Annotated in this window: 17 protein-coding genes and 1 pseudogene; 13 read left to right on the top strand and 5 right to left on the bottom strand. The window is 64.2% G+C overall.

Annotated elements, in window-relative coordinates:
* The first annotated feature begins 421 nt into the window (after positions 1 to 421).
* The 3 genes from FN835_RS03625 to FN835_RS03615 are packed head-to-tail and all read left to right on the top strand — an operon-like array spanning position 422 to position 2,652.
* Complete coding sequence (locus FN835_RS03625; protein WP_142661838.1) at positions 422 to 1,066, top strand: lysophospholipid acyltransferase family protein; 645 nt, start codon at positions 422 to 424, stop codon at positions 1,064 to 1,066.
* Positions 1,066 to 2,010, top strand: coding sequence for a phosphatidate cytidylyltransferase (locus FN835_RS03620; RefSeq protein WP_142661837.1), 945 nt, complete (start codon positions 1,066 to 1,068; stop codon positions 2,008 to 2,010). The genes FN835_RS03625 and FN835_RS03620 overlap by 1 nt, the downstream gene beginning before the upstream one ends.
* 3 nt (positions 2,011 to 2,013) lie before the next feature.
* A complete protein-coding gene (locus tag FN835_RS03615; RefSeq protein WP_142661836.1) occupies positions 2,014 to 2,652 on the top strand; it encodes a CDP-alcohol phosphatidyltransferase family protein in 639 nt (212 codons plus the stop codon).
* Here the strand turns inward: FN835_RS03615 and FN835_RS03610 are convergent.
* On the bottom strand, positions 2,649 to 3,128 hold the full coding sequence (locus tag FN835_RS03610; RefSeq protein ID WP_142661835.1) for a VOC family protein: 480 nt from the start codon (positions 3,126 to 3,128) through the stop codon (positions 2,649 to 2,651). The genes FN835_RS03615 and FN835_RS03610 overlap by 4 nt on opposite strands.
* Before the next feature lie 230 nt (positions 3,129 to 3,358).
* On the opposite strand from FN835_RS03610, the gene choX reads away from it, so the two are divergent.
* Positions 3,359 to 4,297, top strand: coding sequence for a choline ABC transporter substrate-binding protein (gene choX, locus FN835_RS03605; RefSeq protein WP_142661834.1), 939 nt, complete (start codon positions 3,359 to 3,361; stop codon positions 4,295 to 4,297).
* Here choX and FN835_RS03600 read toward each other — a convergent pair.
* The 3 genes from FN835_RS03600 to bcoG form a co-directional block, all read right to left on the bottom strand.
* Complete coding sequence (locus FN835_RS03600; protein ID WP_142661833.1) at positions 4,286 to 5,254, bottom strand: GlxA family transcriptional regulator; 969 nt, start codon at positions 5,252 to 5,254, stop codon at positions 4,286 to 4,288. The two genes, choX and FN835_RS03600, sit on opposite strands and share 12 nt — an antisense overlap.
* A gap of 76 nt (positions 5,255 to 5,330) precedes the next feature.
* The gene (locus FN835_RS03595) at positions 5,331 to 6,761 is read right to left on the bottom strand and encodes a carnitine 3-dehydrogenase (protein ID WP_142661832.1); all 1,431 of its coding nucleotides are present in this window, start codon (positions 6,759 to 6,761) and stop codon (positions 5,331 to 5,333) included.
* The gene (gene bcoG, locus FN835_RS03590; protein ID WP_142661831.1) at positions 6,758 to 7,681 is read right to left on the bottom strand and encodes a 3-dehydrocarnitine:acetyl-CoA trimethylamine transferase BcoG; all 924 of its coding nucleotides are present in this window, start codon (positions 7,679 to 7,681) and stop codon (positions 6,758 to 6,760) included. The genes FN835_RS03595 and bcoG overlap by 4 nt, the downstream gene beginning before the upstream one ends.
* Before the next feature lie 116 nt (positions 7,682 to 7,797).
* Between bcoG and FN835_RS03585 the strand changes: the two genes are divergently transcribed.
* The gene (locus FN835_RS03585) at positions 7,798 to 8,721 is read left to right on the top strand and encodes a GlxA family transcriptional regulator (RefSeq protein WP_142661830.1); all 924 of its coding nucleotides are present in this window, start codon (positions 7,798 to 7,800) and stop codon (positions 8,719 to 8,721) included.
* On the opposite strand, the gene FN835_RS03580 is transcribed toward FN835_RS03585, so the two are convergent.
* Positions 8,718 to 9,533, bottom strand: a complete 816-nt coding sequence (locus tag FN835_RS03580; protein WP_142661829.1) for an IclR family transcriptional regulator — start codon at positions 9,531 to 9,533, stop codon at positions 8,718 to 8,720. The two genes, FN835_RS03585 and FN835_RS03580, sit on opposite strands and share 4 nt — an antisense overlap.
* A gap of 192 nt (positions 9,534 to 9,725) precedes the next feature.
* On the opposite strand from FN835_RS03580, the pseudogene FN835_RS03575 reads away from it, so the two are divergent.
* The 8 genes and pseudogenes from FN835_RS03575 (at position 9,726) to FN835_RS03540 (ending at position 20,901) form a co-directional block, all read left to right on the top strand.
* Positions 9,726 to 11,137: pseudogene (locus FN835_RS03575) on the top strand (M81 family metallopeptidase).
* Positions 11,138 to 11,170: 33 nt separating this feature from the next.
* Complete coding sequence (locus tag FN835_RS03570) at positions 11,171 to 12,757, top strand: ABC transporter substrate-binding protein (protein ID WP_142661828.1); 1,587 nt, start codon at positions 11,171 to 11,173, stop codon at positions 12,755 to 12,757.
* 69 nt (positions 12,758 to 12,826) lie between these two features.
* Positions 12,827 to 13,768, top strand: coding sequence for an ABC transporter permease (locus tag FN835_RS03565; protein ID WP_142661827.1), 942 nt, complete (start codon positions 12,827 to 12,829; stop codon positions 13,766 to 13,768).
* A complete protein-coding gene (locus FN835_RS03560; protein WP_142661826.1) occupies positions 13,768 to 14,649 on the top strand; it encodes an ABC transporter permease in 882 nt (293 codons plus the stop codon). Before FN835_RS03565 ends, FN835_RS03560 begins: the two co-directional genes overlap by 1 nt.
* A 3-nt stretch (positions 14,650 to 14,652) precedes the next feature.
* On the top strand, positions 14,653 to 16,308 hold the full coding sequence (locus FN835_RS03555; protein WP_142661825.1) for an ABC transporter ATP-binding protein: 1,656 nt from the start codon (positions 14,653 to 14,655) through the stop codon (positions 16,306 to 16,308).
* 10 nt (positions 16,309 to 16,318) lie between these two features.
* Positions 16,319 to 17,494 carry a M20 aminoacylase family protein gene (locus FN835_RS03550; RefSeq protein WP_142661824.1) on the top strand — a complete coding sequence of 392 codons (1,176 nt, stop codon included), beginning with the start codon at positions 16,319 to 16,321 and terminating at the stop codon, positions 17,492 to 17,494.
* Entirely contained in the window at positions 17,494 to 18,627 is a 1,134-nt protein-coding gene (locus FN835_RS03545) for a M20/M25/M40 family metallo-hydrolase (RefSeq protein WP_142661823.1), read from the top strand. The genes FN835_RS03550 and FN835_RS03545 overlap by 1 nt, the downstream gene beginning before the upstream one ends.
* Positions 18,628 to 20,901 (top strand): penicillin acylase family protein, encoded by a 2,274-nt coding sequence (locus tag FN835_RS03540; protein ID WP_142661822.1) that lies wholly within the window; start codon positions 18,628 to 18,630, stop codon positions 20,899 to 20,901.
* Positions 20,902 to 20,931 lie beyond the last annotated feature (30 nt).

Here is a 20,931-nt window from a genome sequence, read left to right as displayed (position 1 = left end):
CAGCGGCTGTTCGAAAACCGCCGCGTCACTGACGCCGTGCAGGGGCGCAAGCACCGGACCTGTTATGTTTCATACGAGATTTCGTCACCTCCCCAACCGATCCGCGTTGCTGCACATGACCGGTGCCATGCACCTGTCAAGTGACGGTCGGCCCTCCTCCCGGACCGGGACCGTGCCACGAAACGCGGGGCCAACGGGGTTAGCGGCGATCCGTGTTGCAACTCTGTCACCGTCTTAAAGCAGGAAATCGGGCTTGCGCACCTCCGGCTGCGTCAGGTCGCGTGGATAGTTGCGACAGGCCCGGCGATCCGCCGATACCTTGCGTATCCGGGCAGTCCGGCGGGGTCATGTCGATCAAGATTGATTGCGGCGCCATCTTGTTGTCATAAACCAGTAACTTGCGACGGAACGGGGAACGGGCATGGCGGCAAAGGGCACGCGCGGCATTCTGGCACGGATCAGCGGCAGGGCGATCACCTTTTTCGCCCGCGCCGTGACGGCGGTGCGCCCGGTCTGGCAGGGCATCGACCCGGATCGCCCGCGCCAGCGCGTCTATTTCGCCAATCATGCCAGCCATGGCGATTTCATCCTGATCTGGGCCGTGCTGCCGCCGCGCCAGCAATTGGCCACCCGCCCAGTCGCGGGCGCGGATTACTGGCGCACGGGGCTGCGCCGCTTCATCGGCTCGGACGTGTTCAACGCGCTGCTGATCGAGCGCAACGGCGGCGGCAATCCGGTCGATCTGATGGCCGAGGCGCTGGACGGCGGCGCATCGCTGATCATCTTCCCCGAAGGCACGCGCAACCAGACCGAGGCCGAGCTTTTGCCCCTGAAAAGCGGCATCTACCACCTTGCCCGCCTGCGTCCAGAAATCGAGCTGGTCCCTGTCTGGATCGAAAACCTGAACCGCGTCCTGCCGAAAGGTGCCTTTATTCCCGTCCCGCTTATGTGCCGCGTCATCTTTGGCGCGCCGCTGCATGTCGGCACGGATGAGGCCAAGGACGATTTCCTGACCCGCGCGCGCGACGCCCTGCTGACGCTGCGCCCCAAACCCGAGGGGAACTGATGGACGACGCCCGTTCCGACCTGCTGACCGTCATCGCCGCCATCGGAGGGGTGCTGATCTTCGCCTCGGCCATCGGTTGGGTGCTGGGGCGGCGCTATTCGCCCAATGGTGAAAATGCCGCGATCGAAAACCTGAACGACCGCATCCGCGCTTGGTGGGTGATGACGCTGGCCCTGTCGCTGGCATTTCTTGGCGGCCGCTTTGGCGTCATCGCGCTGTTTGCGCTGTGCTCATTCGCTGCTTTGCGCGAGTTCATGACGCTGACCAATGCCACGCGCGCCGATCACAACACGCTGGCCGCGGCGTTCTTTATCGTGCTGCCCGTCCAGTTCTGGCTGGTCTGGATCAACTGGTATGGGCTCTATTCGATCTTTATTCCGGTCTATGTGTTCCTGCTGCTGCCCATCGTTTCGGCCTTGGCGGGGGAAACGCGGAACTACCTTGTCCGCATCGCGGAAATGCAATGGGCATTGATGATCTGCGTCTTTTGCGTGTCGCATGTGCCCGCGATGCTGAACCTGAAAATCCCGACCGGGCGCGGCGTCTTGCTGATCGCGTTTCTGGTAATTGTGGTGCAGCTTTCCGATGTCCTGCAATACGTCTGGGGCAAGCTGATCGGCAAACGTAAGATCGCGCCCAAACTCTCGCCCTCGAAAACCATCGAGGGTTTCGTCGGCGGCAGCCTGTCGGCCACGCTGATCGGCACCTGCCTTTGGTGGATGACGCCGTTCACGCCCCTGCAGGCGGCAGGGATGAGCCTGCTGATCACGCTGATGGGCTTTGCCGGCGGGCTGGTCATGTCCGCGATCAAGCGTGACCGTGGGGTCAAGGACTGGGGCCATTCCATCGCGGGGCATGGCGGCTTTATCGACCGGCTGGATTCGGTGCTGTTCGCGGCCCCGATCTTTTTCCACGTCACGCGCTATTACTGGAAACTGGGATAGATCATGGCAGAACCCGCAAACCGCCGACCGCTGGCCAGCCGCGACACCGCATGGGCCGCCCGCATCACGCGCTGGCTGGCGCAGACCAGCATCACACCCAACCAGATTTCGATGATCGGCATCGCCGCCGCGGCCTTGGCAGGCGGCTGTTTCTGGCTGGCAGGTGGGGCATCGGGCCGCCCGCTATGGCTGATCCTTGGCGCGGCCTTCGTGCAGTTGCGGCTGCTGTGCAACCTGTTCGACGGCATGGTCGCGATCGAGGCGGGACGGGCCTCGCCCGATGGCGGGTTCTGGAACGAATTTCCCGACCGCGCCGCCGATATGCTGATCCTGATGGGCGTGGCGCTGGGGCTGCATGATCCGGCGCTTGGCTGGGCGGCGGTCAGTTTCGCGTTCCTGACCGCCTATGTGCGGCAATTGGGGGTCAGTTGCGGCGCGCCTGCGGATTTCGCCGGACCGATGGCGAAACAGCACCGCATGGCGCTGGTGACGGGCGCAGCGATCCTGTCGATATTCGAGCCGCTTTGGGGCTGGCGCGGCGAGTTGCTGCACGCAGCCCTTTGGATCATTGCGATCGGCGCGGCGCTGACGGCACTGCGCCGCGCGGTGCGGCTGGTCGGAACGCTGCGCGCGATGCGCTAGCCGCGTCGGGCCGCCTCGATCGCCGCCACGTCGATCTTTTGCATGGTCATCATCGCGGCGAATGCGCGACGTGCTTCGTCCCCGCCAACCTCCAGCGCCTCGGTCAGGACGCGAGGGGTGATCTGCCACGACACGCCCCAGCGGTCCTTGCACCAGCCGCATTCGCTTTCGCGCCCGCCATTGCCGACAATGGCGTTCCAATAGCGGTCGGTCTCCTCCTGATCCTCGGTCGCGATCTGGAATGAGAACGCCTCGCTTTGCTGAAATGCCGTGCCGCCGTTCAGGCCAATGCAGGGAATGCCCAGCACCGTGAAATCGACCGTCAGCACATCCCCGGCCTTGCCCGAGGGGAAATCGCTTGGCGCGTGAAAAACGGCATCGACCCGGCTGTCGGGAAAAGTTTCCGCATAAAAACGCGCCGCCGCTTCAGCGTCCTTGTCATACCACAGGCAGACCCGGTTCCTTGGAATCGCCATGTCATGTCCTTTCGTCTCTGGAATGATCCGGCAAGTATGTGCCGGACGGATGCGATGGAACGTGCGCGCCCGGCCCGTGTTCCCCTTGGTCATGGCAGAACTGTCCCTGTTTGCGCATATTGCCAAATCCCCTGCGCATCTGCGCAAGCGGACGGGCACGGGGCGGGTATCCTGTCATCAGGGCTGACCTGCGCAAAAAGATCAGCCGACCCAACATCGGAGGAATGAAAATGAAGCGCCAGATCGCCATTGCAGTTTTCGCCTCGTTTGCGGTCCTGCCCCGTGCAGAGGCCGCCGAGCCCGCCGCCTGCCAGGCCCCCAGCTTTTCGGACGTGGGCTGGACCGACATTTCGGCCACCACCGCCACCTCGGCCATGATCCTTGAAGCCTTGGGCTATCAGCCCGACGTGCAGATCCTGTCGGTCGCCGTCACATATGAATCGCTGAAAAAGGGCGATACCGACATTTTCCTTGGCAACTGGATGCCCCTGCAGGAGCCGATCCAGAAACCGCTGGTCGATGCAGGCGAGATCGAGGTGGTGCGCGCCAATCTGGACGGTGCGCTGATCGGCTTTGCCGTGCCCAAGGCCAGCTACGACGCCGGGCTGAAGACCTATGCCGACATCGCCAAATTCAAGGACAAGCTGGGCAGCAAGATCTACGGGATCGAGGCGGGCAGCAGCGCCAATGCCACGATCCTGAAAACCATTGAGGAAAACGGCTTCGAGCTGGGCGATTTCGAACTGGTCGAGTCGAGCGAACAGGGGATGCTGGCACAGGTCCAGCGCGCCATCGGCGCGGGCGAGGATATTGTCTTCTTCGGCTGGCGGCCCCATCCGATGAACGTCCGCTACGAGCTGGAATATCTGACCGACGGCAAGGACATGTTCGGCCCCAAGGACGGCGCATCGACCGTGATGACCAATACGCGCAAAGGGCTGTCGACCGAATGCCCGAACCTTGGCAAGTTCCTGTCGAACCTTGCCTTTACCGTCGAGGCCGAGGATCTGATGATGTCCTATATCCTTGACGAAGGGATGGAGCCGCGCGCGGCCGCCGAACGCTGGCTGAAAGACAATCCGACTGCGCTGGACGCATGGCTGGACGGCGTGACCACTTTCGCGGGCGAACCGGGCCTTGCTGCTGCCAAATCTTCGCTAGGGCTTTGACCCGCGCCGGGCGGCGGATGGGGGTTGCCCGAACCGCCGCCTGAAGGCCCGCGACAGCGATGCGATCGACGCAAAGCCTGTCCGCACCGCAATATCGGCCATGCCCAGATCGGTATCCATCACCAACCGTCGCGCCGCCTGCAGGCGCAGCGACTGGTAATAGGCGGCGGGCGAGGTTTCCACATTGTCGCGAAACAGCCCCTCCAGCGTGCGGGTCGAACATTTGATCCGCTCGGCGATGGCTGCGATGGGCAGGGGGCTGTCCAGATGCTCCTCCATGATGCGGATGGCTTGGGCCAGCCGCTGTTCCAGCCGTCCCGCCCGCCCCAGGGACACAAGGGGCTGGGCGTCGGATGGCAGGCGGACTTCTTCGTAGACATACAGGCTTGCGACGTTCAGCGCCGCGCCGAAACCTTGCCGCGCGCGGATCAGCGCCAGCATGAAGTCCAGCGCGGGCGCAGCGCCGCCGGTGGTGAATACAGGACCATCGACCACCCAGCGGTCGGGGATGACGCGCACCTGCGGAAAACGCGCGGCGAAATCCTCCAGATCCTCCCAATGGGTGGTGGCCTTGCGCTGATCCAGCAGCCCCGCCATGGCCAAGACCCAGCTTCCCGCCTCGACCCCGCCGACCATGTGCGCGCGCCTTGCGCCCTGCCTGACCGCAGACAGCGTGCGCGATGTGGTGTGACGCACCACGTTGAATGCCGCGACGACGATCAGCAGGTCGCATTCCTCAAGCGGACGGAACGGTCCATCGACCTGCAGTGGCAGTCCGCAACTGGTCGCAACCGCTTGACCGTCCAGCGACACCACGCGCCACAGATAGGGCTTACCGCCCGAAATACGGTTTGCCGCGCGCAGGGGGTCCAGCGTCGCGGCAAGGCTCATGAGCGAGGCGTCCGGCAGCACCAGAATCGTCACGCGCAGTTGCAGGTCGGATTGCTGGAACAGCATTCTTGCGTATCCGGTCAAATCACCTGCGGATCAGGCTAAGCCGAAACCCGCCCTGCACGTCAAGCATCGCCCGCCATCAGGCAGGCGCGGTGTCGCGCTGCCCCACGAAGCGCCCCGCGCCTTCGGCAGGCAGGTCCGCGTGGCGCGCAGCCCATTCGGCCAGCGCGTCGGCGACAGTCGTCTGGGGCAGGCTGCTGCGGCGGGTGGCAAGGTCTGTATGCAGCAACAGCGTTTCGACCGTGGCAGCCAACGTGCCGTCGCCGTGCCACAGACGATGGAACAGGTGCAGCTTTTTGCCCTGCCCCGCCAAGACCTGCGAGGTCACCGTCAGGCGTTCGCCCGCGTGGATCTCGTCCAGATAGCGGATATGGTTTTCCACGGTGAAATAACTGCGGCCAGCGGCGACGTAATCCGGCCCGGCGCCGATCATTTCCATAAAGCGGTCGGTCGCCAGCGACGCCGCCTCAAGGTAATGCGTCTCATTCATGTGGCCGTTATAGTCGGTCCAGGTCACCGGAACCTGCCGCGAGACGGTGATGGGCAGGCCACCCTGTTCGCCAAGATCGGGCAAGGCTTCCTCATGCGCCCGAACCACACCACCCGCACCGCTGCCGGAACGGCGCAGGGCGCGGATCATGCCCACCACGTTGTCATCGCGCAGGCGCTCAAGCTCGCGGATCGAGCGGTGGCCGGATTGCGCGTCTGACTGGCTGGCGATCAGGTCCACCAATTCATCGTTGAATTCCGGCACGTCCATCAGCTTGGTCCAGGGCCATGCCAGCGCGGGGCCGAACTGGGCCATGAAATGCTTCATCCCCGCCTCGCCGCCGGCGATGCGATAGGTTTCGAACAAGCCCATCTGCGCCCAGCGGATGCCAAAGGCCATGCGGATGGATTCGTCGATTTCCTCGGTGGTGGCGATGCCGTCCTTGACCAGCCACAAAGCCTCGCGCCAGACGGCCTCCAACAGGCGGTCGGCGATATGGGCGTCGATCTCTTTGCGGACGATCAGGGGGAACATGCCGATGCCGCGCAGGATGTCGGCGGCGCGCGCGCAGGTGGCGGCGTCCCCCACTAGCTCGACCAGCGGCAGCAGGTAGACCGGGTTGAAAGGGTGCGCGACGACGGCATTGGTGCCCGCCGCGTTCAACTCGGACGGTTTGAAGCCCGAGGTGGACGAGCCGATGATCGTATCTGGCCCCGCAGCCGCCGCGATGGCGGGCAGAACCTTATGCTTCAGCGCCAGCGTTTCGGGGACACTTTCCTGCACCCATGCCGAACCGCGCACCGCCTCGGCCATGTCGGTGTGGAATGTCAGCGCGCCTTCGGGCGGCAGGGCGCGGTCGTAAAGCGCGGGCAGCGCGCGGCGGGCATTGGCGATGACCTCACCGATCTTGCGTTCCGCCTGGGGGTCGGGGTCGAAGATCGCCACGTCCCAGCCATTCAGCAGAAACCGCGCGGCCCAGCCGCCGCCGATGACGCCGCCGCCGATGATCGCCGCCTTCATGCCGACACCCCGACCGGAGCGCGTTTGACCAGACCCAACCGCTCACGCACGGCATCCGGGCCGACGACGCGGGCACCCATGTTTTCGATGATGGTGACCGCGCGTTCGACAAGCTGCGCATTGGTCGCAAGCTGGCCCTTGCCCAGCCACAGGTTGTCCTCAAGGCCCACGCGGACATTGCCGCCCGCCAGCACGGCGGCGGCGACATAGGCCATCTGGTCGCGGCCAAGACTGAAGGCCGACCAGTTCCAATCGGCAGGCACCGCATTCACCATCGCCATGAAGGTGTTCAGGTCATTGGGCGCACCCCATGGCACGCCCATGCACAGCTGCACCAGCGCCGGACCGTCCAGCGTGCCTTCCTGCACCAGTTGCTTGGCGAACCACAGATGGCCGGTGTCGAAAGCCTCGATTTCCGGCTTCACGCCCAGCTTGGTCATCATCCCGCCCATGGCGCGCAACATGCCGGGCGTGTTGGTCATGACGTAATCGGCCTCGGCAAAATTCATCGTGCCGCAATCCAGCGTACAGATTTCCGGCAGGCATTCCGCGATATGGGCCATGCGTTCCGTCGCGCCCACCATGTCGGTGGCAGCGGCGTTCAGCGGGAACGGCGCTTCGGTATTGCCGAACACGATGTCGCCGCCCATGCCTGCGGTCAGGTTCAGGACCACGTCCACCTCGGCGTCGCGGATCCGGTCGGTCACTTCGCGGTAATATTCCAGCTTGCGGGACGGCGCGCCGGTTTCAGGGTCGCGCACATGGCAATGCACCACTGCCGCCCCGGCCTTGGCCGCCGCAATCGCGCTGTCGGCGATCTGCTTGGGGCTGCGCGGCACATGGGGGGATCGGTCCTGCGTGCCGCCCGATCCGGTGACGGCGCAGGTGATAAAGACTTCCCGGTTCATGCTCAGCGGCATTGCAACACTCCTGTTGGCGGGCCTTGAACCGGCCCCCTTGCCCGTGATGCTAGGGGTTTGCAGTAGGTCTGAATTGTCCTATTCTATCGTCTGATTGTCATATCAGCGCAGCTTTCATGGTCCGGGTCGGGTTTCTGCTTTTCGACGGCTTTTCCAATATGGTGCTGTCCTGCCTGCTTGAGCCCTTGCGGGCGGTTCGCGATCAGGCGGGCATCGACATCCGCTGGCAGGTGCTGACGCCCGAAGGTGGGCCGGTCCGGTCCTCCAGCGGGTTGGCGGTGGCGCCAGATGGGGCGGCGGCGGGGGCTTATGATCTGCTGATCGTGGTTGCGGGATATGGCTATCGCGACCATGCGGCAGGGGCGGGGTTGCGCCGCGTGTCAAGCCTGTCACGGCAAAGCCGGATCGTCGTCGGCGCAGATAGTGGCGCATGGCTGATCGCGGCGGCGGGGTTGCTGGATGGCCAGCGCGCCACGCTGCACTGGTCGCTGCTGACCGAGTTTGCGGAAGGCTTTCCCGATATTCAGGTCGATGGCACGCCCTATGTGATGCAAGGCCGCGTCTGGTCCTGCGGCGGTGCGGCCAGTGCGCTGGACCTGATGCTGGCCTTTATCGCCGAGCGGTTCGGGCAGGCCAATGCCTTCATCGCCTCGTCCATGTTCCTGCATGATGCCGACCGCCAGCAGGGCGGCGCAAGCGGGCTGGGCCTGCCGCGCAAAGGCACGGCGCGGCTGCGGCAGGCGATGAACCTGATGATCGAGACGATCGAAGATCCGCTGCCCCTGCCCCGGATCGCCGCCAGAACCGGCGTATCGCTTAGCAAGCTGGACCGCCTGTTCCGGGCCGAGGTCGGCATGGCACCGGGGCGGTATTTCCAGATGCTGCGGCTGTCGCAGGCCCGCGAACTTGCCGCCAGCACCGAATTGGACCTGCGCGAGATTGCCCTGCGCTGCGGCTATGCCGACGCGCCCGCGCTTAGCAAGGCGTTCCGGCGCGCGTATGGCCACCCGATCCGACAGGACCGCAGACCCCGCCCCTAGCGGTATTCGGAAAGCGACTGCCCGGTCTGCTGCAACAGCGTGCCGAACTTGGCCGAGAAATCCTCGGCACTGTGTTCATCCAGCGAACCGGCCAGATGAATCGCGCCGACGGGGCGGTTGTCTTCGCCCAGAACTGCGACACCCATTGCGATTTCATGGCGCAAAAGCTGACGCACGGCGATGGCATGGCCACGATTGCGGGTTTCCCGCACCGCCTGCATGACCTGATCCAGCGTTGTGAACGTGTCGGGCGTGAAAGGTGTCAGGTCCGAGCGGGCAAAGATGTCCGCGATCTCATCATCGCCCAGACGTGCCAAGACAGAAATCCCCCCGGCTGTGCAATAAACGGGCACAGTGTTGCCGGTCAGCGTGGCGGTGAAAATCTCGTGCTTCGAGGGCATCCGCATCGCATAGATCAGGCGCGTGTCGTCCCAAAGCGACATATCCACACGTTCGCGCGTGCGGCGGCGCAGTTCCAGCAGCGCTGGCGTTGCCTTTTGGCAGATGGGCGTCAGCCGCAGGCAGGAATAGGCCATGGTCAGGATGCGCTTGCCCGGCAGATAGCCGCGATCTTCCTCATCGCGCACGATCATTCCCAGCTGCATCAGCGTATGGACCACGCGCTGCGCCGCGCTGCGGTCCACGCCGGAAAGCTGCGAAATCTCACTGAGCGACAGGGGTTTATGCGCCAGTTCAAACGCGGAAAGCACAGCAACCCCCCGCGCCAAAGCGCGAATGAACAGTGGATCATCGCCAAATTGCTGGGCTTCTTCGGGGTCGAATGTCGAAACACCGATCAGTTTGCGAAACATGCTGGTGCGGTTCTTTCTGACCAAGAAAAATCGTTGACAGGGCCGGATCACCCCGCCCATGATTTCAATATTACAGTATCGTCAGACGATACACAATAATCGAATAAACGGACGGGGTGAATCTTGACGTTTCGCGTGGCCTTCGCGGGTTTCCTGCATGAAAGCAACAGCTTCGCCTCGGCCCCGGCCGATATGGCGGCATTTCTGCAAGGTGGCGGATACGTGCCGCTGACACGCGGCGCGGACCTGCGCGATGCCATCCGCGGCGTCAATCTGGGCATGGCGGGCGCATTCGATCTGGCCGAAGCCGCAGGCTGGGACGTGGCGCCCGTGCTGTGGACCGGGGCCATCCCCTCGGCCCCCGTCACCCGCGCCGCGTATGAGCAGATCGTCGCAGAAATCCTGACCGGCCTGCAGGCCGCCGCGCCCTTTGACGCGATCTATCTGGACCTGCATGGCGCGATGGTCGCAGAACACGCGCCGGACGGAGAGGGAGAGCTTCTGTCCCGCATCAGCGCGCTGTTTCCCGATACACCCATCGCCATTTCGCTGGACCTGCACGGCAATATTACGCGGCGGATGTTCCAGCTTTCCGATATCATGGTGGGCTTTCGCACCTATCCCCATATCGACATGGCGGAAACGGGTTTGCGCGCGGCACGGGCGCTGGACCAGATGCTGCGCACGGGCGCGCGCTGGCCCAAGGCCATGCGGCAGGGCGATTTCCTGATCCCCATCGCATGGCAATATACAGGGGCCGAACCCGCGCGCAGCCTTTATGCGATGACGCATGAGGTGCCTGCGGGTGTCGCCACGGCGTCGATCTTCATGGGCTTTCCCGCGTCGGATTTCGACGAATGCGGGCCTGCGGTCTTTGCCTATGGCCCCGACGCGCAGGCGGTCGAGGAATGGGCCGATGCCATGCTGGCCGCGCTGAACGCGCGCGAAGCGGATTTCGCGGGCGAGGCTTTCACGCCCGAGGCTGCGGTGCGCCACGCCATGGCGGCACGTGGCCCCGTGGTCATCGCCGATACGCAGGACAATCCCGGCGCAGGCGGGTCATCGGATACCACCGGAATGCTGCGGGCGCTGATTGCCTGCGACGCGCAGGACGCGGCTTTGGGCAATCTGCACGACCCCGATACCGCCCGCGCCGCCCATGCCGCAGGCACGGGCGCGGTGATCGAGGTGGCATTGGGCGGTCGCTCGGGGCTGGCGGATGATGCGCCCTTGGCGGTGCGCGCGACGGTCGAATGCCTGTCTGATGGCCGCGTCCATGCCACCGGCCCTATTACGGTGGCACACTTATCGACATGGGGCCGTCAGCCTGCCTGCGGATCGGCGGCGTGCGGGTCGTGGTAACCAGCCATATCGCGCAGATGGCCGATCGCAATTTCTATCGCATGGTCGGGATCGAACCCGAGGCGCAACAGATACTTGTCAACAAAAGCTCGGTCCATTTCCGCGCCGATTTCGAACCCATCGCCACCGAAATCATCGTGGCCGTCGCACCCGGCGCAATGCCGCTTTGCCCCTCGGCCCTGCCATGGACGGCGCTGCGTCCGGGCATCCGGCTGAAGCCCCTGGGGCCCAGCTTTCAATAATCCAAAAAAACCCAACAGAGAGAGACGTAACAGATGAACCAATCCCTGAAACTTTCGCTCAAGCGCGGGTTTTTCGCCTCGGTGCTGGCTATGGCGGCGGGCGGTGCGCTGGCCGAAACGACCGTGACGGCGGTGATGCATTCCGACCTGCGCGTGCTGGACCCGATCATCACCACCGCCCATATCACCCGCGACCACGGATACATGATCTATGATGTGCTGATCGCCGAGGACGAGAATGCCAAGATCAAGCCGCAGATGGCCGAGTTCACCGCGTCTGATGACGGCCTGACCTATACCTTTACGCTGCGCGACGGGCTGATGTTCCATGACGGCACGCCCGTCACCGCCGAAGACGTGGTGGCGTCGCTGAAACGCTGGGGCGCACGCGATTCCGGCGGCCAGATGATCATGGACGTGACGGCGGGGATCGAGGCCAAGGACGACAAGACGGTCGTCTGGACGCTGTGCGCGCCCTTTGGCCCCTTCCTTGAAACGGTCGGCAAACAATCCGCCGTGCCGCCCTTTATCATGCCCAAGCGCATCGCGGACACGCCCGCCGACACCGCGATTTCCGAGCATATCGGCTCGGGTCCGTTCAAGTTCGTGCCTGCCGAATTCCAGCCGGGCGTTGGCGTCACTTACGAGAAATTCGCGGAATATGTGCCACGGTCCGAACCTTCCTCGGCCTATGCGGGGGGCAAGGTCGTGAATGTGGACAAGGTGCGCTGGGTCACCATGTCCGACAGCCAGACGGCGGTGAACGCGCTGCAATCGGGTGATATCGACATCATCGAATCGATGCCGGTGGACCTGATCCCGCTGCTGGAGGGTGACGATACCGTCACCGTCGAACAGCGCGCCTCGACCGGGTTCCAGACGATGGGCCGGATGAATTTCAAGCACCCGCCCTTTGACAATCCCAAGATCCGGCAGGCGGCAATCATGGCGATGTCGCAAGAACCTGTGCTGGCCGCACTGACCGGCAGCCCGGAATATTACAAGACCTGCGGCGCGATATTCGGCTGCGGCACACGTCTGGAAAGCGCCGCCGGGACCGAGACGCTGACCGCCGCCGGCAATCCCGAGGGGGCCAAGGCTCTGCTTCAGGAAGCAGGCTATGACAATACGCCGGTCGTGCTGATGCAGCCCACCGACGGGCCCACGCTCAAGGCGCAGCCAGTGGTGGCGGCGCAGCAATTGCGGGCGGCGGGCTTCAACGTCGATATGCAGCCGATGGACTGGCAGACGCTTGTGACCCGCCGCGCCTCGATGGATGCACCGCAGGCCGGAGGGTGGAACATCTTTTTCACCAACTGGCAGATTTCGGAGATCGCGAACCCCATCGGCAACGTCATGGTGAACGGTCGCGGCGATCAGGCATGGTTCGGCTGGCCCGACGATCCCACCATCGAAGACCTGCGCAAGGAGTTCATCGACGCCTCGACCCCCGAGGCACAAAAGGCCGCAGCCGACAAGATCCAGGCCCATGCGCTGGAATTCGGCACCTATATCCCCTTGGGCGAATACAACTTTCCGCAGGCACGTCGCGTCGTGGTGACAGATATGCCGCCCACGCCGATCCCGGTTTTCTGGGGCATCAAGAAGGCCGAGGAATAAGCATCCCGCATCGCCCGGCGCCCATCTGCGCGCCGGGCCAGCCCTTGGCCGCGAACCAGCGGAGGAACCATGCTGAGCTATACCATCAAGCGGGTGCTGTCGGTCGTGCCGATTCTGCTGCTCGTGTCCGTCTTCGTCTTTCTGCTGCTGCGCCTGACGCCGGGCGATCCCGCCGCGATCATCGCGGGCGATCAGGCCACGCCCGAACAGTTGGAACGCATCCGCGAAGCGATGGGCCTGAACCAGCCCATCCTGACACAATACCTGTCCTGGGTCGGCGGCATCATGCGCGGCGATTTTGGCACATCCTTGATCTCGAACGTGCCGGTGCTGGATCTGGTGTCGCAGCGCGTCATGCCTTCGGTGTCGCTGGCGGTGCTGACCATGCTGATCACGGTGCTGCTGGCGATCCCGATGGGGGTCATTGCCGCATGGAAGCACCGCACCTGGGCGGATTATCTGGTCATGTCCTTTTCAGTGCTGGGCTTTTCGGTTCCGGTGTTTCTGGTCGGCTATGTGCTGCTGCTGATCTTTTCGGTCAAACTGGGCTGGTTCCCGCCGCAGGGCTATCGCCCGCTATCGGGTGGGCTGATGCCGTTTCTTGACCGCGCCATTCTGCCTGCGCTGACGCTGGCCTCGATCTATATCGCGCTGATCGCCCGGATGACGCGCGCCGCCATGCTGGACGTGCTGAACGAAGATTACATCCGCACCGCCCGCGCCAAGGGGGTCGGTGAACGTCGCCTGCTGTTCGTCCACGCGCTGAAGAACGCCGCCGTGCCCATCGCCACGATCATCGGCGCGGGCTTTGCCCTGCTGATTTCCGGCGTGGTGGTGACTGAAACGATCTTCAACATTCCCGGCATCGGGCGGCTGACCGTCGATGCCGTGCTGGCACGCGACTATCCGGTCATTCAGGCGCTGATCCTGCTGACCGCCGGGCTTTACGTCTTTGTGAACCTGCTGATCGACCTGTCCTATCCGCTGTTCGACCCAAGGATCCGCTACTGATGGCCATGGAACCCAACCTGACTCAGAAGCCGCTGTCCTTGCGCCTTCTGTCGCTTGTCTCGCCCACCCAGACCGGCATCGCGCCGTTCATCGCAGCCTTCATGCTGCTGGCCGTGATCGGCCTGACCGTCTTTTCGCCCTGGATCGCCACGCATGATCCGCTGGCGATGGACCCGCTGATGCGGCTGAAGCCGCCATCCGACGAATACCTGCTGGGGACCGACGGCTTTGGCCGCGACCTGTTTTCACGCATGATCCTTGGCGGGCGCATCTCGTTGCTGATCGGCTGCGCAGCGGCGGTGACGGCGTTGGGGCTGGGCGTGCTGATCGGGCTGGTCGCGGGCTATTTCCGCATCGCGGATGCCATCATCATGCGGATGATGGATGCACTGATGGCCATGCCTTCGATCCTGATCGCGATTGCGCTGGTGGCGCTGAACGGCCCGTCCATCGGATCGGTCATCGCGGCGATCACCATTCCCGAGGTGCCGCGCGTCGTGCGCCTTGTCCGCTCGGTCGTGCTGACCGCCCGAGAAGAACCCTATGTCGAGGCGGCGGTCGCGCTGGGTTCCTCGACCCCGAAAATCCTGTTCCAGCATCTGCTGCCCAATACCATGGCACCGATGATCGTTCAGGGCACCTATATCGTCGCATCCGCAATCCTGACCGAGGCGCTGCTGTCGTTTCTTGGAGCGGGCATCAGCACGGAAATCCCCACATGGGGCAATATCATGGCCGAGGGGCGGCAGTATTTCCGCATCAATCCCGGCATCATCCTGTGGCCCGGCCTGCTGCTGACGATCTGCGTGCTGTCCATCAACCTGATCGGGGACGCCGCCCGCGACGCGCTGGACCCCCGCATGAAGAAACGCGAGGGCTGACCCATGCTGCGCAACCGTGACCTGACCGACGCGCCAGAAGTGCTGCGCATCCGCGACCTTGTGGTCGAACTGACCGGCAACACGACCGCGCCGCCGGTGCTGAAAGGCATCAGCTTTGACATCCGCCGGGGCGAGACCGTGTGCCTTGTCGGTGAAAGCGGCTCGGGCAAATCCGTGACATCGCTGGCGACGATGGGGCTTTTGCCCAAGGGCGCGCTCAGTGTCCGCTCGGGTCAGATTTTGCTGGACGGGCAAGACCTGCTGGCCTGTTCGGCCCGGCAGATGAAGCAGAAACGCGCCAAGAACCTTGCGATGATCTTTCAGGAGCCGATGACCGCCCTGAACCCGGTGATGAAGGTCGGCGCCCAGATCGTCGAGGTTCTGGACCTGCACACCGATCTTTCGGCGTCCGAAAAGCGGGCCAAGGTCATCGACATCATGGAACAGGTGCATCTGCCCGATGTGGCGCGAATCTTTGACAGCTATCCCCACCAGCTTTCGGGCGGGCAGCGCCAGCGTATCATGATCGCCATGGCGCTGATCCTTGAACCCGCGCTGCTGATCGCGGACGAACCCACGACGGCGCTGGATGTGACGACGCAAAAGCAGATCCTCGCGCTTATCGCGGAACTGCAGGCACGGCACGGCACGGCGGTCCTGTTCATCACGCATGACATGGGCGTCGTGGCCGAGATCGCGGACCGGGTCTGCGTCATGCGCCACGGCGAGATTCTGGAGACCGGCCCGATCCGGCAGGTGCTGGAGGCCCCGCATCATGGCTATACGCAGGCGCTTTTGGGCGCGGTCCCCAGCCTTGTGCCGCGTGCCGCGCGGGTGCTGGCGGAAAAGCCGCCAATCCTGATCGCGAAAGCCTTGGGCAAGACCTATCGCAGCGGGTCGGTCTTTGGGAAAAAGACGGAAATCCGCGCCTCGCATGACGTGAATTTCGACCTCTCGCCCGGTCGGACGCTGGGGATCGTGGGCGAAAGCGGATCGGGCAAGACCACGGTTGCCCGGTCGATCATGCGGCTGATCGAACCCACGGCGGGGCAGATCCTGCTGGACGGCGATGACATCGCGCATCTTTCCACCGCCGCCATGAAGCCACAGCGGCGCAAGTTGCAGGTGGTGTTCCAGGATCCGTTCCGGTCACTGAACCCCCGCTGGACGATTGCGCGGTCGCTGACCGAAGGGCCGCTGAACTATGGCGTCCCCTATGACAAGGCGATTGCCGAAGCCAAGCGCCTGCTGCGCATCGTGTCGCTGCCGGAAGACGCGCTGAAACGCTATCCGCACCAGTTTTCCGGCGGCCAGCGCCAGCGCATCGCCATCGCCCGCGCCGTCATGCTGGAACCCGAGGTGCTGGTCGCCGATGAGGCGGTCTCGGCGCTTGATGTCTCGGTTCAGGCGCAGGTGCTGGACCTGCTGGCCGAATTGCAGCGTCAGACGGGCATCGCCATCATCTTCATCACCCATGACCTGCGTGTCGCGGCCCAGATCTGCGACGAGGTGCTGGTGATGAAGCGCGGCGAAGTCGTCGAACAAGGTCCGGCAGCGCAGGTTCTGCACGACCCGCAACATGACTACACCCGTGCGCTGATCCACGCAGCGCCCGGACGTTTCTGGGATTTCGCGGCCCGCACGCCGCTGAGCGCATAGGAGGAAAGACATGCCCGTCATTCAATATATTCAGGACAATGCGCCGAAGATGCGCGAAATTTTCGAGGATCTGCACGCCAATCCCGAGATCGGCTTTCAGGAAAACCGCACCTCGGGCATAGTCGAAAGATGCCTGCGCGACTGGGGCTTCGACGAGGTGCATCCGGGCATCGCCGCAACCGGCGTCGTGGGCATCCTGCGCGGCAAGGGTCAGGGCAACCGCCGCATCGGGTTGCGCGCGGATATGGATGCGCTGCCGATCCAGGAAATCACCGGCCTGCCCTATGCCTCGACAAACGCTGACACGATGCACGCCTGCGGACATGACGGCCACACCACGATGCTGCTGGGCGCGGCGCAATATCTGGCGGCGACGCGGGATTTCGACGGCACGGCGGTCTTTATCTTCCAACCCGCCGAAGAAGGTCTGGGCGGCGCGCGCCGCATGATCGCCGAAGGGCTGTTCGAGAAATTTCCCGTGGACGAGGTTTACGGGATGCACAACCAGCCGCTGTCGGAAACCGGCCTTGCCCGCATCCGCAAGGGTCCGATGATGGCCGGGGCATCGTTTTTCGACATCACCATCCGCGGCCGGGGCAGCCATGCCGCCGCACCGCATCAGTCGCGCGATGCGCTGGTGATCGGGGCTGAACTGGTCGGGCTGCTTCAGACGGTCGTGTCGCGCAATGTCGATCCGGTCAAACCATGCGTGCTGTCCTGCACGCAGTTCCATACCGGATCGGCCTATAACATCGTGCCGGAAACGGCGACAATCACCGGCACCGTGCGCTATTTCGATCAGGCGGTGATGGATCTTGTCGCCACGCGGATGCGCGAAGTTTGCGACGGTCTGGCGCTGGCGCATGGCATCGCGATTGATCTGGACCTGCGCAATGTCTTCGACGTGCTGGTCAATGAACCGGAACTGTCCGACGCCTATGTCGCGGCGGCGGCGGATGTGCTGGGGGCCGACAACGTCTCGGATCAGGGCCCGCTGGTGATGGGGTCCGAAGATTTCGCCGACATGTCCGCGAAAATCCCCGGCGCCTATATCAACGTCATGCATGGCGGACAGGCAGCGCTGCACAACCCCGCCTTTGTCTTGGACCCGGCGACCCTGCCCATCGGGTCATCCATCTATGCCCGGATTATCGAACGCCGCATGCCGATGAAGGACGCCGCCTGATGTCGTTTCTGGAACTGCCCTTTGATCTTGAAGACATGATCCAGCGCCTGCAGCCATGGATCGAAACCGAAAGCCCCACCTTCGACCCCGCGGCCGTCGCGCGCATGGTCGATGTCGTGGCCTATGACGCCGCCGCAGCGGGCGCCAGCCTTGAGGTGATCCCCGGACGTCTGGGCTGCGGCCCATCGTTGCGGGTGCGGTTCCCGCATCCCGATCAGGGCAAGCCGGGCATCCTCGTTTCGGGGCATCTGGACACCGTGCATCCGGTCGGCACGCTGGGCCAGAACCCGTGGCGGCGCGACGGCGGCAAACTTTACGGCCCCGGCATTCAGGACATGAAGGGCGGCAATTTCGTCGCGCTGGAAGCGATGCGCCAGATCATGCGGGCGGGGCTGAATACGCCCTTGCCCGTGACCTTCCTGCTGACCCCGGACGAAGAAATCGGCACCCCCGCAACCCGCGACCTGATTGAACAGGAAGCGCGGCTGAACAAATATGTCGTCGTGCCCGAACCCGCCCGCCCAGATGGCGGCTGCGTCATCGGGCGCTATGCCATCGCTCGCTTCAATCTGGAAACGCGGGGCGTGCCGTCCCATGCCGGGTGGGCGCTGAAAGACGGTCGTTCGGCCATTGCGATGATGGCGCGCAAGATCCCGCAGATCGAGGCGATGACGACCGAAGACTGCACATTCTCGGTCGGGGTGATCCATGCGGGGCAATGGGTCAACTGCGTCTCCTCGTCCTGCTTTGCCGAAGTGTTGTCGATGGCAAAGACGGATGCGGATCTTGAACGCGGCGTTCTTGCCATGCTGGAGCTGTCCGAGACGGTGGATCAGGTCGAACTGATCGTGACGCGCGGCGTGACCCGCCCGGTCTGGAACCCCGGCCAGCCGCAGGACATGGCGCTTTACGACCGGGCGGCGGATATTGCCAGGCGCATCGGCTTCGATATGGGGCAACAACCCTCGGGCGGGGGGTCGGACGGGAATTTCACGGGCGCAATGGGGATACCGACCATCGATTCCACCGGCGTACGCGGCGCGGGTCTGCATACGCTGAACGAACATATCCACGAAGACAGCCTTGTGGAACGCGCCCGGCTTCATGCGGGCATGTTCATGGAGTTTGCCTGAATGGTGACGCATCGGCTGCCGGGGCTTCACGCTCCGGTCAGCATCCGCATCGATCCGTGGGGCATCGCGCATATCCGGGCGGAAAATCGCGACGATCTGTTCTTTGCCCAAGGCTGGAATGCCGCGCGCGACAGGCTTTGGCAGATCGATCTTGCCCGCAAGCGCGGGCTTGGCCTGCTGGCAGGCGATTTCGGCCCCGGCTATCTGGAACAGGACCGCGCCGCACGTCTGCTGCTTTACCGCGGTGACATGGCGGCGGAATGGGCGGCCTATGCCCCCGACGCACGCGAAATCTGCACCGCCTTCGCGCAGGGCATTAACGCCTATGTCAGCGGCGTTCTGGCGGGCGAACTGCCGCTGCCCCCGGAATTCGCGCTGCTGGACACCCAACCCGCGCATTGGCACCCCGAAGACGTGGTGCGCATCCGCAGCCATTCGCTGACCCGCAACGCGACATCAGAACTGTTGCGCGCGCGGGTGATTGCGCTGATGGGGGAACGCGGCGCCAGCCTTGATCTGCTGCGCCGCAATCTGGAGCCGGCCACGGCCCCGACCCGGACCGATCTGGACCTGTCCGCCCTGCCCCAGGATGTGCTGCGCGATTTCCTGCTGGGGGTCAGTCCGGTCAGCTTTTCGCCGGAACGGCTGGCGGCCACGCTGGATTGCGCTGGCGAATGGGTGCGCCCCACCCCCTTGGGCGAAATCGACCGCATTGCGCAGACCGAAGGGTCGAACAACTGGGTCGTGTCGGGGGCGCGGACCGCATCGGGGCGACCGATCCTGTGTCTGGACCCGCATCGCACGCATGTCCTGCCCTCGATCCGCTACATGGTGCATCTGGCCATGCCCGGTCTGGACGTGATCGGCGCGGGCGAACCGACCATGCCCGGCATCGCCATGGGTCATAACGGCACGGCGGCATTCGGATTGACGATCTATGCCGACGATCAGGAAGACATCTTCTGCTACGACACCCATCCCGACGACCCGGACCTGTATCGCTATGGCGACGGCTGGCAGCGGATGGAGGTCTGTCGCGAAACCATTCCCCTGCGCGGTCATCCCGATCAGGTGGTGACGCTGCGCTTTACCCGCCACGGCCCGGTCATGCATCGCGACGGAAACCGGGCCTTTGCGCTTTCCACGGTCTGGAGCCGTCCGGGGACCGCACCCTATATGGCCAGCCTGTCTGTCATGCGCGCCACCGATCCCGACAGCTATCTGGCGGCGCTGCGGGGCTGGGGGTGTCCCTCGGTCAACCATGTCTATGGCGATGTGCGGGGCAATATCGTCTGGAAACCATCCGGCGCTGCCCCGGTCCGGCAGGGCTGGGACGGGCTGCTGCCCGTGCCGGGCGATGGGCGGTTCGAATGGCACGGCCTGCGCGACCCGGCGCAAACCCCGGTCGAGATCAACCCAAAGCGCGGCTTTATCGCCACCGCCAATGCGATGAATCTGCCCCAAGGCTGGGACGGACCGCTGCCCGGCCATGAATGGCTGGATGCCAGCCGCCATGATGTCCTGAATGCGGCTCTGGCTGAAAACGACCGTGTGACGCTGGCCGATTGCGCCGCGATGCAGCTTTCGACCCATTCGGACATCGCGCGCCGTCTGGCAGACTGGCTGCGTCCGCTGGCCCTGCCGCAGGTGCGGGCGCTGTTGGCCGGGTTCAATGGCGATCTGGCACCCGGCAGCGCCGCTGCCGCCTTTGTAGAAATCCTGCTGTCGCGCCACCTTGGCCCGGCGATCCTCGCGACCGAGGGGGCCGAAAACCTCGCCGTGTTGCTGGCCCCTTGGGACCATGCCAGCCTGATTGCGTGGGTCGAGGCGCGGGATACCATGCCCCCAGCCATCGCCACCGCCGTGGACGCCGCATGGCGGGACTGCACCGCCATGATGGGCGATCCGCAGGACTGGGCTTGGGGCAAAATCCACCAGCTTCAGCTGACCCATCCGCTGCATCGGCTGACCAGCGATTGGAACATGCCGCCGCTGGCGCGCGGAGGCTCGTCCTCATCGCCGAACTTTGCGGGCTATCGGTCGGCGGATCTGCAGGTGAATATGGGTCCGTCGGTGCGGATGCTGATCGACATCGGTGCTTGGGATGACAGCGTGTTCATCAACACCCCCGGCCAGTCCGGCATTCCCGGCGCGGCCCATTACGCCGACCTGCAAGCCGATTGGGCGGCGGGGCATTATCATCCGCTGCTGTATTCTCAGGATCGCATCCGGGCCACGGCATTGCGGCACATCACTCTGTCCCCCGTGGCATAAGACCGCACTGCCCAATATCGCGGCAGTTAT

Origin of the sequence: Paracoccus laeviglucosivorans (genome assembly GCF_900182695.1) — a bacterium.
Taxonomy (GTDB): Bacteria; Pseudomonadota; Alphaproteobacteria; order Rhodobacterales; family Rhodobacteraceae; genus Paracoccus; species Paracoccus laeviglucosivorans.
The sequence above is the reverse complement of the archived record's forward strand: the minus strand, read 5'-3'. Positions and strand labels throughout refer to the sequence as shown.